The sequence below is a fragment of the Ktedonobacteraceae bacterium genome (assembly GCA_035653615.1).
Taxonomy (GTDB): domain Bacteria; phylum Chloroflexota; class Ktedonobacteria; order Ktedonobacterales; family Ktedonobacteraceae; genus DASRBN01.
The window spans coordinates 1-14,523 of record DASRBN010000032.1 but is presented as its reverse complement, the minus strand read 5'-3'; the positions used below and the strand labels follow the sequence as shown (position 1 = coordinate 14,523).

Sequence of the window (14,523 nt, the reverse complement as noted above, 5' to 3'; positions counted from 1 at the left end):
TAGAAGACTTGTGTGCAGCAGTAAAAGAGGTTGATAGGCGCTGCGCCCCATCAACCTCTTTTACTGTATTCACAGGTATGGAAAACCGAGCCACGGAAATCATTATTTCTTAACAGGATATGATACGAATACTGTCTTAACCTCGCTGAATTCCTCTACCGCGCTCGCGCCAAGCTCGCGATGCCCATTGCCGCTCGCCTTCATACCGCCAAACGGCAGCTGAATCTCGGCGCCAGTCGTGGGCGCGTTGAAGTAGATCAGGCCCGATTCGATCTCGCGCATGGCACGGAAAGTCAGGCGGCTGCTCTCGGTGAAGATGGCCGTCGAAAGCCCGTATTCGGTCGAATTCGCGACCCGCATGGCCTCTTCAAACGTATCGACAGGAATAATGGAGACGAACGGGCCGAATACTTCCTCTTTTGCGATGCGCATCTGCGGCGTGACATTGGTGAAGATGGTCGGCTTGTAGAATGCGCCATCGCGGTGGCTCTCATCGTTCAATGGGAAGCCGCCCAGCACAAGCTTCGCGCCCTCCTGTTTGCCGATCTCGGCATATTCCTGAACCGCCTTGACACGCCCCATATTCACCAATGGCCCCATATCAATATCCGGGTCCAGGCCATCGCCGACACGCAACTTCTCAGCGGCGGTTACGAGCCGGTCGGTGAATGCCTGCTGCACCGATTTTTGTACGATGACGCGGCTGGTCGCGGTGCAACGCTGCCCGGTAGTGCCGAAAGCTCCCCAGGTCACGCTCTCCACGGCCAGGTCAAGGTCGGCATCTTCCAGCACGACCACCGCATTCTTGCCACCCAGTTCGAGCGTGCAGCGGCGCAGGTCCCGCCCGCATATTTCGGCCACACGCCGTCCCACCTCGGTTGAACCTGTCAGTGAGATCATATTCACGCGCTTATTGCTTGCCAGCGCATCTCCCAATGTGCCGCCGGGGCCGGTCACGACATTTAATACACCGGCGGGCAGTCCAGCTTCGGCCAGTATCTCGGCGAGCCGCAGCGCCAGCAGGGGCGTATCGCTGGCAGGTTTGAGAATGACAGCGTTGCCCGCCTGCAGTGCTGGAAAGGTCTTCCAGGCAGGGATGGCCATGGGAAAGTTCCAGGGTGTGATAATGCCTACTATGCCGACCGGGTGACGAATGGTCATGCAGAATTTATTGCGCAGTCCCGATGGAATGGTTTCGCCTTCAGCGCGCCGTCCCTCACCGGCCACATATTTGGCGACATCGATGGCCGTCTGTACATCGCCAAGCGTCTCCCGCAGAATTTTGCCCATCTCGCGCGTCATGGACTCGGCCAGTTCCTGTTTGTATTGTTCCAGCAGCAGCGCGGCACGCAGCATGATCTCGCCGCGTTCCGGCGCCGGAGTAGTGGCCCAGCCCGGGTGCGCCTTTACAGCCGCGTCGATGGCATCCTCAAGGTCGGCGGGCGTAGATTTCTGGTAATGCCCGATGATTTCGGAAGTGTGTGCCGGATTCGTGCTGGTAAACGTCTCTCCACTGCGCGAGTTGCGCCACTCGCCCCCAATAAAATTCTGATACATCTGACCCTGGCCCGCCTGGGCAGGGAATGAAATTGACATGATACATCTCCTCGTTGAGTTGCGGAATCTTCTCTGAACCACGTGGTTGTTCAATCTACAGCCATTATATCAGGCAAAATGAGGAGGCGTCTAATGTTGTGCTAAGGCTGAGATGAGTGAGATTGTGGCATGGAGAAAATAATAGTAAGGGCAAGCAGGACCTTGCTTGCCCCTATATGGAGATGACCAGAACGAAACTACTTCAAGCGGTTTCGATGTTTGGACCGCCGGTAGGGGTTGTTTGCTCGCCTGCCGCTGGCGGAGTCTCCTGCGCGAAATCGCCCTCCTGCGCGGGGCGTTTGAAAATGTAGTAGGCCGAGTTAGCGGTCAGCGGTTGAATGCCAACCAGTTCCCAACCTTCCTGCCCAAGCGTGTTGAGGTAGCGACGAGCAAAGGCGCTGCGCCGCTCGTTGCCGATGAGCGTCTCAAGGCCCTCGCTGGAAATGCGCCCGCGATAATCAATATACGCAACTTTATAAGCCCATTGTTGTGCCATGTGTGATCTTTCCTCCTTTTCATGCATGCGTGCATTCCCTCGCGTGACATGCACACAGGTAGGGTATGTACGTGTTCCTGATGCCGGTTTCCCGTGAACGAAATGGTGCTATGTCTGGTCCCTGCCGGCACAACCCTCGACGCCATATCCGATGGCGCCTCCATAAGAAAACATCCGGGGCTTTTTCCTGGCGCTACCTTTTTTAGTTTATCAGGTACGCCAGGAAGTTTTCCCACTGTTCCGCCTCGCACGCAGATGTACAACGCTCTCCATGAACGATCGGTGCCGCGCCGGGTTCCACAATCAGCGCCTCACCAATCGTAGGATTGTGCCGGCAGATTCCTCTGCACGATGTAAGTATAGCCGCGATTCCGGCGAAGCGCACCGCTATTTTCGACGGTTTTTGGGCAGGTAAAATGAACGGGACCAACCTGTAGATTTTGACAGTTGCGGGTGGAAAACCCACTCCCTTCCTATTGTTCAACTTGCAATCGCGAAGCGATTGTATTACAATATAGACACCAGGGATGCAAATAGACCCCTGGCTCTACTAGGGCGAAGGTCCTGAATAGGGAAGCCGAAAGGAGGCTTGATGCAACCTATGAAGACACCGGTTCGCTTACTAGGAATGGTGTTTCAGATCGATTAGCAGTGCCCGTGAAGGCGGGCAAACAGATCGACTGAACGTCAGAAACCTGGATTACAGCGAAAGGTTTGAGTAGGGAAGCCGAAAGGAGGCTTAACGAACCTATGAAGATACCGGTTCGCTTACTAGGAATGGTCTTTCAGGTTACTTAGGAGTGCCCGTAGAGGCGGGCATTTGAAGAACCTGGGCCTTTCAGCAACATCTTCATCCTGCGTTGAGCTCTTAAAAATGTATTGCCTGGATGAACATGTGAGCTGTGGGTAAGAAAAGAATGAGGGCTGGATGCTCGCAATGTCCAGCCCTCATTCCTATGTTTTGCAGCTATTTTTCCATTGGCAGGTCAAAAACGAAGGTCGTGCCATTTTCGTTACTATTGCTCAGCTCCAGGCGCAGTTCGCCGCCATGTGCCTCAACGATTGATTTAGTGATATAGAGGCCAAGCCCGCTGCCGCGCTGGGTACTGCTTCCGGGCAAGCGCGTATAGGGATGGAAGAGCTGGCTCCTCTGGCTTGCGGGGATGCTGACGCCCACGTTGTGGACGCTGATGTGAGCGGTATGTTCTGTTTTCCAGGCGCGTACAGTAATCGTTGTTTCCTCGTCAGAATATTTGATGGCGTTATCCAGCAGATTCCCCACTGCCTGCTCCAATCGTCCGGCATCCCAGTGCCCAACCACAGGCTCTTCGGGAGCCTCTATGGCAAATGTATGATATGGAGCGACGGGGCGTACCTGCTCCACAACATCTTTGATGAGCTTTACAGCATCGCATGCATGACATGAGAGCGTAAAGCGGCCAGAAGATAAATGTGAGGCATCCAGTAAATCTTTGGCAAGCCGTGTCAGGCGCCAGGCCTGGCTGATGATGATATTGGTAGCACGCACGATGCTTTCACGGCGCTGATTGGGGCGCGCCGCGATCTGGGCGTAATTAATGATGGGGGTCAAAGGGCCACGTAACTCATGAGCAATCATCGCCGCAAACTGTTCTTTGCGCGCCAGTTGCTCTTTCAATAAAAGATTCTCTGCCGTCAGTTGGTCCACCTGCTGTTGCAAAGCCTGAATGGACTCTTCCTGTGAGCGCTCGTCCTGTACCTGCATACTTACATCTCCCGCTATTTGTCTGAGGGGGTTGTGTAAAGTATACCTTTATGCATGATGATATGCCAATGTTGATGCCCTGATTAGGAATATTGGGTATGTTTATTGCGTACTATTTAGGCAACAAGAGGGCAAATCTCTTGAATAAGGGGAATAATTCGAAGCGGAATGAAAAAAGTAGGGAAACACGAATTTTTCAGGCAATGAACCTCGCCCGCCGGTTCATTGCCTGAAAAATTCGTGTTTCCCTACTTCAATTACCTTGCAGGCAGCAGGTCATGTTCCTGCAATTCTTCTCGCGCTACCTCGCTCAGTTGATTCAGATCCATCGAGGGATCGGCATGCGAGATGAGATGGCGGAGACGTTCCAGAATCTCCAGGCGCATATAATGATCGGATGTGAGCAGTAACTCACCTACCGTTATTTCGATTTGCCGCCGCTGCATGACGGCCAGCACTGATTCAGCCATAATCGATTATCTTGTCCCAGCCGGGACTCTATCCTCACTGCTTTTCTTCGCGGACTTCTCGGAACTGCCCTCGCCGGATTTGCTCTCGGTTGTGGACTTCGTATCGCCTTCCTTCTTCGTCTCAGCGCCATCGGATGTATGATTATGGCCGTTTTCACCGGCTGAGTTATGAGAAGGGTGGTCGGTCTTATAGAAACCCGAACCCTTGAAGACGATACCGGCGGGGAAGAATAGTTTGTGAATGGGGCCGCCGCATTGCGGGCAAACGGTCAAGGGCAGATCGGTCATTTTCTGCCAGATTTCAAAGCGATAATTACAAGATCGACACTGGTACTCGTAGGTTGGCATACGCTGTTTCACCCCTTAGTTGTACGAACTACGCTCTATCAACAGGGAAATAGAGAGCGTTCGCACTATCGAACGCCTCTACCATTACTACTATACTAGCTTGCTCTTCGGTTTTTGTCAATCATATGACAAGACTGCTAGCACTCTTCTCATTACTACAACGTTTTGTGAAGGCAAAAGTATTCCCGGCGACGTAAGGGCCGATCAATCGGCGGTGTCCGCGATCAATCGGTACCTACGGGAATCCGAATAGCAACGCACGAATGGGACATCCCACGGCGAAGCCGTAGGGGCCGGGCAGTCCTGTCTGGGGGACAGGCATACCGTACCCATCGCCGATTGATCGGCCTTTGCCGGATGACCGAAGTAATTCGATAACCTGGCCCCTACTCCCCGCGCCCGATGTACTCCTTGACCTTTTCGGCGGCGTCCCGGGTCATGCCATCGAGCGCCGCAAGCTCTTCCAGGCTGGCATTGCTGATAGCGCGAACGGAGCCGAAATGCTTCATCAGCGCCTGTTTGCGTTTGGGGCCGATACCAGGAATCTCGTCCAGCACCGATTTGAAGGTGCGGTCGGAGCGCAGTTTGCGGTGATAGGTGATGCCGAAGCGGTGCGCCTCGTCACGAATGCGCTGCACCAGGTACAGCCCCTGCGAGGAGCGCGGCAGGATGATTGGATCCGGCGAGCCGGGAATAAAAATCTCCTCGTTCTCCTTTGCCAATCCGACCGTGGGCACATCGATATGTAGTTCCTGCAAAACTTCAAGCGCCGCACTGAGCTGGCCCTTGCCGCCATCGATAATAATCAGGTCGGGCATCGCCCACTCATGTTGCAGCGGCGTTTCCGGTTCGGCTGCTGTCTCGCCATCCTGGTTCTCTTCGCTTTTTTCGTGTTGCGCGGCCCTGCGGAAGCGCCGGCGCAGCATCTCCTGGTGGCTGGCGAAATCGTTTGGCCCCTCGACCGTCTTGATTTTGAAGCGCCGGTATTCGCTGTTCTTAGGGCGACCAGCCTCGAACACGACCATTGCGCCCACCGAATTGGTTCCCTGCGTATTCGAGATATCATAGCATTCGATGCGCATGGGTGGAGCGGCCAGGTTCAAGGCCTCCTGCAGTTCCTCCAACGCCATCTGCGTCTTCTGGCTATCGGTCAACCACTTGATGCGCTGCTGCTCCAGTACCTCGCTCGCGTTTTGTTTGACCATCTCGATCAGGCCCACTTTTTCGCCGCGTTTGGGGACGGTAATCGCGACCGCGCCCTTACGTTTCTCTTTGAGCCAGGCCTGGATCATAGCGCGATCTTCCGGTTCGGCCTCGACGATTACTTCAGCCGGGACGTGCGGCGAACTCTCGTAGAACTGCATCAGGAAGGAGCCCATTACCTCACCGGGACTGCTGTCCCTGGTGCCTTGCAGGATGAAGTACTCTCTGCCGACCAGCTTGCCGCCGCGGAAGAAGAACACCAGCGCGCAGGTCTCATCCTCTTCGCTGGCAAGCGCGATCACATCCTGATCGTCCTGTCCTTCCGTAGAAATGATGCGCTGCTTCTCCAGGATGCGCTCAACCGCTTTGATGCGGTCGCGAATGCGCGCCGCCTCCTCAAAATTGAGGTTTTCGGCGGCCTCCTCCATTTTCTCTTGCAGATTCTTCACCACCTCGTCGTGCTTGCCCTCCAGAAAGAGGATCACCTGCCGGATGACGGCATCGTATTCTTCGCGCGTGGCATAGGCGACGCAGGGAGCGATGCAGCGGTGAATGTAGTATTGCGTGCAGGGACGCGGCAGCAGCTTCTGTTTCCAGCCCGCCGGTGGTTCGCCGTTGCGCGGTGGCGCCCAGGTGCTGGCATCATAGCGGCAGGTGCGAAAGGCGAAGAGCTTGTTCAGCAGATCGAGCGTCGAGTCTACCGCGCCCGAATTGGTGTACGGCCCGAAGTAGCGATTGCCATCGCGCTGGAAGCTGCGCACGCGATAGACGCGCGGAAAATCCTCCGCCAGCGAAACCTTGATGTAGGGATAGTTTTTATCGTCGCGCAGCAGCACATTATACTTGGGACGATACTGCTTGATATAATTGCTCTCCAGCACCAGCGCCTCGACCTCGTTCTTGACGACGAGAAATTCGATATCGTCAACCTTCGCCACCATGCTGCGATTCTTGGGGCTGAGATCGGTGGACTCCTGAAAGTAGGAGCGCACGCGGTTATACAGCGAGATGGCTTTGCCGACATACAGAATAGTGCCCTGGGCATCCTTCATCAAATAAATGCCCGGTTTATGTGGCAGTGAGTTCAGTACTGATTGGATTTTTTCGTTCATGGCCCTGTTTCAGGCGGCTGCAATGGCGCGCCCTACCCTGCTGCTTTATTTGGAGTGTGATGTATGGCTTTAGTATAGCACATGGGGTAAAGGAGAGCTTAGGGCGTAAATTGCTACGAATGGCTTGCCCTGAAAAAGACCCTCTCGCATGTCATTCTGAGCAAAGCGAAGAATCCGCAGCACGCACCTGATCGATCTGGTTCACAAGAGATTCTTCGCTTTGCTCAGAATGACATGCCCTGATCACTTTTTCATAGCTTGCCGGGAGAATAATCACAGTGTAAGATGCAGGCAAGTAGGAAATTCCATAGCTCTCAAGCAGGCAAAGGAGGGAAACGTTGAGCATTGTGCTTCGGGCTCCTATAGCCTGCAAATCCCGCCGAGCGGCTTCTTTGGGCAAAGGAGGGAAACGTTGAGCATTGTGCTTCGGGCAGCTAAATACGAGGACTATGAGGGCGCATGCGCATTGTATGAGCAATTAGATCGTATACACGCTCAGGCTCTTCCAAATTTTTTCCATCCTGTAGAGGGACCCGCCCGCTCACCTGAGAGATTTGCAGAGCTTCTCGCTAACGAGAATGCGGCCCTCTTTGTGGCGGAACAGCAAGAAACTCTCGTTGGCTTGATCTTTGGTTATGTGCGCTTGACGCCTCCTGTGCCTATGGTTGTGCCGCGCCACTTTGTCCAGGTTGATGACCTGGTAGTAAGCGAACACGTCCGGCATCAAGGCGTTGGACGGTTGCTGATGGAGCGGATTCAACAGTGGGCGCGCGAGCAAGGGGTTACAGAAATTGAACTGGATGTATGGGAGTTTCCTGGCTCTGCTCTGACTTTTTATGAAAAGCTGGGATATCAGACAACAAGGCGACATATGAGAAAGCCATTATCCTGACCCTTTCACCTGCTTTTCCTCTTTAAAGATGTACTGCCAATAGAGCAAATACTGATGATTCCCCAAAGGTTGGCGGGGGATTCTTCGCTGCGCTCAGAATGACAGGCCTCGGACGTGTCTGGACAGGCCCCGGGGCCTGTCATTCTGAGCGCAGCGAAGAATCCCCCGCTCCAGGTCGTCCAGCCGCCCCGGTTACGACTGGTCGGCGCTCTCGAAGCGCTGAGCCGTATCCTGCAGGTGGCGGCCAATATCTTCGCCGTTCTGAACAACCTGGTCTACAGCGGTGCGCCATTCCTGAAACAGTTGCTCGAAACGCTGGCGGCTCACACCCTGCCAATCGCCCTCCAACTCATTAATATGACTCTGGATTTGCGGGCGAATCTGATTGGCAATCTGATCGTCGAGCTGGACGAAGATCTGCCCCAGCTGGCGCATCAGGTCGGTATTTACATGAATGGTGGTCATAAGATCTTACTCCTTCTTTATATGTTCAATCTCGTTTAGCCGAGCATTGTAGCAGGGAACCGGGTACAATACGTTTTTGATTCCACATGCTTGCTTGCTCAAATTCAATATAAATACCTGCCTCAAGCGCCACGTATAAATATGCCTATATGCCTGCTTTCACACGTGGAATCAGGCCATTTTGTGAAAAATTACCATTTTGGAAGATAGGCAGAAAGCGGGTTGATGTTGTATACTGAAGCCGTCATAATTAACTCTTATTCCCCTGGTTCAATAAAATGAGTTGTATTGGTACAGCAGGACATATAGACCATGGCAAGTCAACCCTGGTAAAGGCGCTCACGGGCATTGATCCTGATCGATTGGCGGAAGAAAAAGAACGCGGCATGACGATAGACCTCGGCTTCGCGTGGTTGACGCTGCCTAATGGCCGCGAGGTTAGTATCGTCGATGTGCCGGGTCACGAAGGGTTCATCAAGAATATGCTGGCCGGTGTAGGGGGAATCGATGCCGCGCTGCTGGTAATTGCCGCCGACGAAGGAATCATGCCGCAGACACGCGAACACCTGGCAATCCTCGATCTGCTGCGCGTGCGGCGCGGCGTCGTTGCCCTCACCAAGGCCGACCTGGTCGATGAAGAATGGCTCGAGCTGGTGCGAGAAGAAGTTATTGAGCAGTTGAAACCGACCACGCTGGCGAATGCCGCCATTATTCCCGTTTCGGCCTATAGCGGTCAGGGATTGCCGGAATTGCTGGCCGAATTAGAACGTATCCTTGATGAAGAGCAGGAGCGGCAAGACATCGCGCGCCCGCGCCTGCCGGTTGATCGCGTGTTCACGATGACCGGTTTTGGCACCGTCGTGACGGGGACGCTGCTGGATGGCGCTTTCAAGCCGGGTCAGGAGGTCGAGATTTTGCCACAGGGCCTGAAGACACGCATCCGCACCCTCCAGACGCACAGGCACCAGGTCGAGGTGGCGCAGCCTGGCAGTCGCGTGGCCATCAACCTGGCGAGCGTGCCGCGCAGCGAAATTGAACGCGGCAATGTAGTCGCGCTTCCCGGTCAGATGCAGCCAACCATGCTCATCGATGCTCGTATTCAACTGCTGGCGGATGCCGCGAGATCGCTTGAGCATAACACGCTGGTCGATTTCTATAGCGGTTCGCAGGAAGTGCCCGCGAAGGTGAGGCTGCTCGATGCAGACGAAGTGGAGCCTGGGCAAAGCGCCTGGGTGCAGCTGCGCCTGAGCCGTCCGGCTGTGGTGGCGCGGCGAGATCGCTTCATCCTGCGCATTCCCTCGCCCAGTATGACCATCGGTGGCGGTGAAGTGATCGATGTGCATCCCCGCTACCACCGGCGCTTCCAGCAAACGGTGCTGAATGTCCTGGAAACCCTTGAGCGTGGATCGCCGGATGAGCTTGTTCTGGCTGCTCTTGATCGAAGGCGTGAAACGTCCAGGCAAAATGCGGCTGCGAAGGCGACAGGCGGTCGCCCGGCGCGCCCTCATGGTCAGACAGGAGCCAGGACCTTACACGGACTGCAAGGATATGAGCTGGCCGAGATCGCTAAACAGAGCAGTTTGCCAACGGATGTGACGCAGGCGACCCTGGAGACGTTGTTAACTGAGGGACGGGTCTGTAAGGTGGGAGGCTTCTGGTTTGCGCAGCCTGTTTGGGAGGCTTTCAAAGACGAAGCTGTTCGCCTGGTGAGCGAATACCATCGCCAGTATCCTCTACGAGCAGGCCTTTCAAAAGAGGAGTGGCGCGCGCGATTAGGCCTGTCTTCTAAGATGGCGGCAGAGATTTTTGCGGCATTGCAGGAAGAGGAGCAATTGGCGGAAGTTATCGCTGCAACGGGCGCTCCGAGCGGCCTCATTCGCTTGCCCACCTTCGTTCCAACGTTTACCGAAGCTCAACAGCAGCAGATTCGACGGATGTTGCGGCAGTTCAATGAGAACCCCTATACTCCTCCCGGACGAGTGGAGGCCGAGGCGATGGTAGGGGCCGAGGTATTAGCGGCGCTGGTTGAGCAGGGGAGATTGGTGAAGCTGGGAGGGAACACGGATACGGTCTTCTTCCTGCGCGAAACTTATGAAGAGGCGGTAGCGAAGTTGATAGCCTACCTGCACGAGCATGGTAAGATGACGGCTTCCGAAGCGCGCGACGTATTAGGCACCACGCGCAAATACATCCTGCCTCTACTCGAGCATATGGATGAGCGGCGCATCACCCGGCGCGCCGGCGACGAGCGGGTGCTGGGAGTCGCAGCCGGCCAGGGTCCATAGCATGGAGGGACGTAGGGACGAGATTGGTCGCGTCCAGGGTGGGGTCGTTCCCAATCGCTCTGGTCGCCCTGAAGGACGAAACTCCGAATATTAATAGGATTTTAGCAACACAAATAGGTTAAAGTGTTCCATTAAGTTGCAAAATACGTTACAATAGTGGGCGCTAGAAGTAATAAACCGGTCTTTTTCGACTTGATATGCGGGCATAGTGGGTTTAACGGTTCGGCTCTCTACAAATCTGTGGGCTATCCTGGCTAGCCGCGTTATCCGGTCGAAGCAGTAATGTTTTTGGAAATGGGTGAAGCTCCGCTTCACAGGTGCGGAGAACTATGCAAATCGAAATGCTGGGAGAGCGTTACCAGTTACAAGATCCCATAGGCCGTGGGGGGATGGCCACCATCTATCGCGGTCGGGACCTGCATATGGATCGCGAAGTGGCTATCAAGGTGCTGCGGGAAGTCTATAGTACTGATCCCAAGTTCGTGAAGCGCTTCGAGCTTGAGGCGAAAGCGGCCTCGGCCTTACAGCATCCGAATATTGTGCAGGTCTACGACTACGGCCTGACCGATGGCAATTATTTCATCGTCATGGAGTTGGTCGAGGGAACCGACCTGCGCCGCTATTTGAAGTCACGTGGCATCCTCGATGTGGACCGCGCGGTGATTATTGCCCATGATGTCGCGCTTGGATTAGGTGCGGCACATCGTCGCAACATCGTGCATCGCGATGTCAAACCCCAAAATATCCTGGTGGGCCGCAGGGGGACAATTAAACTGACGGACTTTGGCATCGCCAGCGTCTATAAAGATATGAACGCCGAACGGCTCACCACGACCGGTATGACCCTGGGCACGGTGCAATACTACGCGCCGGAGCAGGCGCAGGGCGAGATTGTGACGCCGGCAGCCGATGTCTACGCGCTGGGCATCGTGATGTACGAAATGCTCACCGGTCACCCACCTTTCGATGGCGATACGCCGGTCGCGGTCGCGATGCAGCATATTCAAGATCCACCGACGCCACCCAGCCAGCTCAATCCGAATATTCCCCTGGCACTGGAAGACATTATCCTGCGCTGCCTGGAGAAAGTGCCTGAGATGCGTTACCGCGATGGCTCGCAGCTGGCGCGCGCGCTGGAGATGCTGGGTGAGACCGATAGCGATGATGTCATAGCCAACGCTCCTACCATCACCCCTGGACAGTCGCCTGTTCCTCCTTACAAGCAAACGTTGCCTCGTCCCAATAGCGGCGGGCGAACAATTCCACAGCGACCCACTTCATCGCCGAATAATATGCTAAATGGCGCGGCGGCATCCAATTTCAACGGTGTGGATAGGGTACATAACTCTGGAGCAGACCGGCCCCCGCTTGCCGACCAGCCAGCATACATGCCGCCGTATATTCCGCAAGGGCCGGCGCAGCCTCCCTATCAGCGCCGCACACTGCCTCGCTCCGAAGCATTGCAAAATGACAGGCGCGAGTCGCGTTTAGCCGCGATCGTTACCGCACTCATCATTCTTGCTACCATCGTCTTGCTTGTCTTCAGCATTTACCTGGCATCGGCGCAGTTCCACCTGTTCAATTTGCCTTTCGCGACTGGTGGTTCGACTCCGACAGCCACGACCCAGGCGACGGCATTAGTGCCAGATCTTAAGAATTTGAGTTATTCAGAGGCGTCTGCAAAAGCAGCAAACGCTGGCTTTACATTGTGTCCCGTCGCTAGCACTTCAGGTGTTGTAACAGGGCAGAGACCTGATCCTGGTAGGGCCTATCCTAAAAGTGATTGTATCTTAGTTACGATGGGGCCAATGACCGTAAATGTGCCGCCCGGTCTGACTAATGTCAAACTTTCTACGGCTGAGAACATCCTTACGAATGCAGGTCTCAAGTATATAGTTGTCTCTGACGGGTCAAATCCAAAGGTTGGCCCTGATATTGTAGCGAAGACCAATCCTCCATCTGGCCAGCCCATAGATGTGACGAAGCCGGTTACTCTTTATGTGTGGAATTTGAATGCTACTCCTGTACCTTCTGTGACGCCGTCACCAAATCCGAGTCCATCGCCAAGTCCGAGTCCGTCGCCCACGTCGACCAGGACACCGACGCCTACTCCGACTACAACACCCACTCCTACATCGACTGCTACGTCTACGCCTACGCCTACGCCCACAACTACGCCCGGGCCGACTGCTTCGATTCACCAATCCAGCAATATCACTTCCGTTCCTCCTGGCAAGTCAGGCCCTAATAATATCGCGCTAGAAGTGGCCAGCCTGTGGGTTCTCCTTCTGCTTGGCCTGGCACGCTTCAGACTCAGAAAGCGAATCACGAGAAGACGACGTTGGCAAAATAGGGATGACGCTGATGAAGCGAGCGAAAAAGCTTAGGAGCCGAGCAATCGGCTCCTAATATATCACCGGCGATGCAACTCTCGTGGCGATCATAAGTTCCTATACTTCCTAGCATTCCCGCCCTATTGGTTCGCAGGAACACACAGTGCTATACTATGTAAGAAATAATTTCAGGCTGCTCCGCGATTGGGCGAAGCAAAGAGAGGTAGTATGTTGCAACAAACTTCAAATGAGACAACGGCTGCGCGAGAACGACATACTGCGCGCGTCATTCACTATGATCTGAGCTATATTTTGCAGGGGGCAGAACACGGCACCGATGGCGCGATAGTCCTGCTCCACGACATACCGGCGGGCGCTTTCGAATGGGAGAATGCGCTTCCACAACTGGCCGCCACGAATCGAGCGGTCTATGCCATTGATATGCTTGGTTACGGCCTTTCAGAATTTCCCTGGCCCTCCGATACCTCCATCTGGGGGCATGCCGATGCCCTCTCCTTTTTATTCAACCAGCTCAACTTAACCAATATCGTGCTGGTAGGACATGGCCTGGGTGGGAGCGTGGCCCAGGTGCTGGCGACTCGCCTGAGCCGCAGCCGCGTCGCCGCGCTGGTGCTTATTGACACCTATTGCTACGAGTACGCATTTTCACCGGACTGGCCGCTTGCCGATATGAAGAAGGCTCAGGACCCTGATCTTCCCCAGCACACCAGCGTCGAGGATGTACTGAACGACCTGAAATCAACGCTGCCTGACGCTTCCAGCAATGCCGATCAGCTCAAGCAGGCTATGAACCCCTGGATCGATCAATGGAACAGTCACCTGGGCAAGGAGATGCTTTACCAGCATGTCCGCCTGCTGATACCCAGCTATTCCAACTCCGTGGCATCCGATTTGAAAGTAATGGGAAAGCCAACACTCATAATCTGGGGTGAAAAAGATCAGCAGGTTCCCTTGAAGTACGCCCAGCGCCTGCACCGCGAAATACCTGAGTCGCGGCTGGTAATCATTCCGGGGGCAGGCCATATGGTATTGTTCGATGCTGCCGACCAGGTAGCAAGCGCCCTGGCGGATTTTGTGGGACAATTGTGAGGGTTAGGAATGGAATTTGAGCAAACATGCGACCGGGCGGGGTCGCATGTTTGCTCAAATTCATATCCACATTACGATGCCAGCCTGATATGTTCCTCATTGTGGCGAGATGAGATAGGCCGGGTTACCTTCTTCGTTTTGGGCGCGGAACTCTTCCACGCCAGTCGCTCGCGCTGGTATTCATCGGAGCAGCGATTGTATTCTTCGACGAGCAGGATGTAGGAGTCGTACAGTTGCTCAAGCACCTCTAAAGGCTCGCCCTCCTGCTCCGCTACAATCAGGTCGTACCATTGTCGCTGCATGCGCTTCTCAGCGTTTTCAAGCTCTGCAGGGCTTGTGAATTATTGCAGGCCGACTTTGGAGAAACCAAGCAAGGCCAGAGCTTCGTGAGGACAGGAGGCAAAATGACGACGACTGGCTCGGATGTGGCAAGAGCCAGAGCGATGGATGAGGGTGATGGCCAGATTGC

12 protein-coding genes are annotated in these 14,523 nt (G+C 54.8%); 4 read left to right on the top strand and 8 right to left on the bottom strand.

Annotation, left to right across the window (positions count from 1 at the left end; all coding sequences use genetic code 11):
- Window positions 1-102: 102 nt before the first annotated feature.
- From VFA09_17525 to uvrC, 6 genes are all read right to left on the bottom strand, one after another.
- Window positions 103-1,596: an aldehyde dehydrogenase family protein gene (locus VFA09_17525; GenBank protein ID HZU69080.1), complete on the bottom strand. Its 1,494-nt coding sequence runs from the start codon at window positions 1,594-1,596 to the stop codon at window positions 103-105.
- A 202-nt stretch (window positions 1,597-1,798) separates the two neighbouring features.
- Complete coding sequence (locus tag VFA09_17520) at window positions 1,799-2,092, bottom strand: hypothetical protein (protein ID HZU69079.1); 294 nt, start codon at window positions 2,090-2,092, stop codon at window positions 1,799-1,801.
- A 967-nt stretch (window positions 2,093-3,059) separates the two neighbouring features.
- Window positions 3,060-3,836 carry a HAMP domain-containing sensor histidine kinase gene (locus VFA09_17515; protein HZU69078.1) on the bottom strand — a complete coding sequence of 259 codons (777 nt, stop codon included), beginning with the start codon at window positions 3,834-3,836 and terminating at the stop codon, window positions 3,060-3,062.
- Between the two features lie 257 nt (window positions 3,837-4,093).
- Window positions 4,094-4,306, bottom strand: coding sequence for a hypothetical protein (locus tag VFA09_17510; GenBank protein ID HZU69077.1), 213 nt, complete (start codon window positions 4,304-4,306; stop codon window positions 4,094-4,096).
- A 6-nt stretch (window positions 4,307-4,312) separates the two neighbouring features.
- Window positions 4,313-4,654, bottom strand: coding sequence for an FmdB family zinc ribbon protein (locus VFA09_17505; GenBank protein ID HZU69076.1), 342 nt, complete (start codon window positions 4,652-4,654; stop codon window positions 4,313-4,315).
- A 386-nt stretch (window positions 4,655-5,040) separates the two neighbouring features.
- Window positions 5,041-6,969, bottom strand: a complete 1,929-nt coding sequence (uvrC, locus tag VFA09_17500) for an excinuclease ABC subunit UvrC (GenBank protein HZU69075.1) — start codon at window positions 6,967-6,969, stop codon at window positions 5,041-5,043.
- A gap of 421 nt (window positions 6,970-7,390) precedes the next feature.
- Between uvrC and VFA09_17495 the strand changes: the two genes are divergently transcribed.
- On the top strand, window positions 7,391-7,861 hold the full coding sequence (locus tag VFA09_17495; GenBank protein HZU69074.1) for a GNAT family N-acetyltransferase: 471 nt from the start codon (window positions 7,391-7,393) through the stop codon (window positions 7,859-7,861).
- Window positions 7,862-8,053: 192 nt separating this feature from the next.
- On the opposite strand, the gene VFA09_17490 is transcribed toward VFA09_17495, so the two are convergent.
- Window positions 8,054-8,326, bottom strand: a complete 273-nt coding sequence (locus tag VFA09_17490; protein ID HZU69073.1) for a WXG100 family type VII secretion target — start codon at window positions 8,324-8,326, stop codon at window positions 8,054-8,056.
- 278 nt (window positions 8,327-8,604) lie between these two features.
- On the opposite strand from VFA09_17490, the gene selB reads away from it, so the two are divergent.
- From selB to VFA09_17475, 3 genes are all read left to right on the top strand, one after another.
- The gene (selB, locus tag VFA09_17485) at window positions 8,605-10,611 is read left to right on the top strand and encodes a selenocysteine-specific translation elongation factor (GenBank protein ID HZU69072.1); all 2,007 of its coding nucleotides are present in this window, start codon (window positions 8,605-8,607) and stop codon (window positions 10,609-10,611) included.
- A gap of 329 nt (window positions 10,612-10,940) precedes the next feature.
- Window positions 10,941-12,998 carry a protein kinase gene (locus tag VFA09_17480; protein HZU69071.1) on the top strand — a complete coding sequence of 686 codons (2,058 nt, stop codon included), beginning with the start codon at window positions 10,941-10,943 and terminating at the stop codon, window positions 12,996-12,998.
- 174 nt (window positions 12,999-13,172) lie between these two features.
- The gene (locus VFA09_17475; protein HZU69070.1) at window positions 13,173-14,054 is read left to right on the top strand and encodes an alpha/beta hydrolase; all 882 of its coding nucleotides are present in this window, start codon (window positions 13,173-13,175) and stop codon (window positions 14,052-14,054) included.
- A 71-nt stretch (window positions 14,055-14,125) separates the two neighbouring features.
- On the opposite strand, the gene VFA09_17470 is transcribed toward VFA09_17475, so the two are convergent.
- Complete coding sequence (locus VFA09_17470; GenBank protein ID HZU69069.1) at window positions 14,126-14,356, bottom strand: hypothetical protein; 231 nt, start codon at window positions 14,354-14,356, stop codon at window positions 14,126-14,128.
- Window positions 14,357-14,523: the final 167 nt, after the last annotated feature.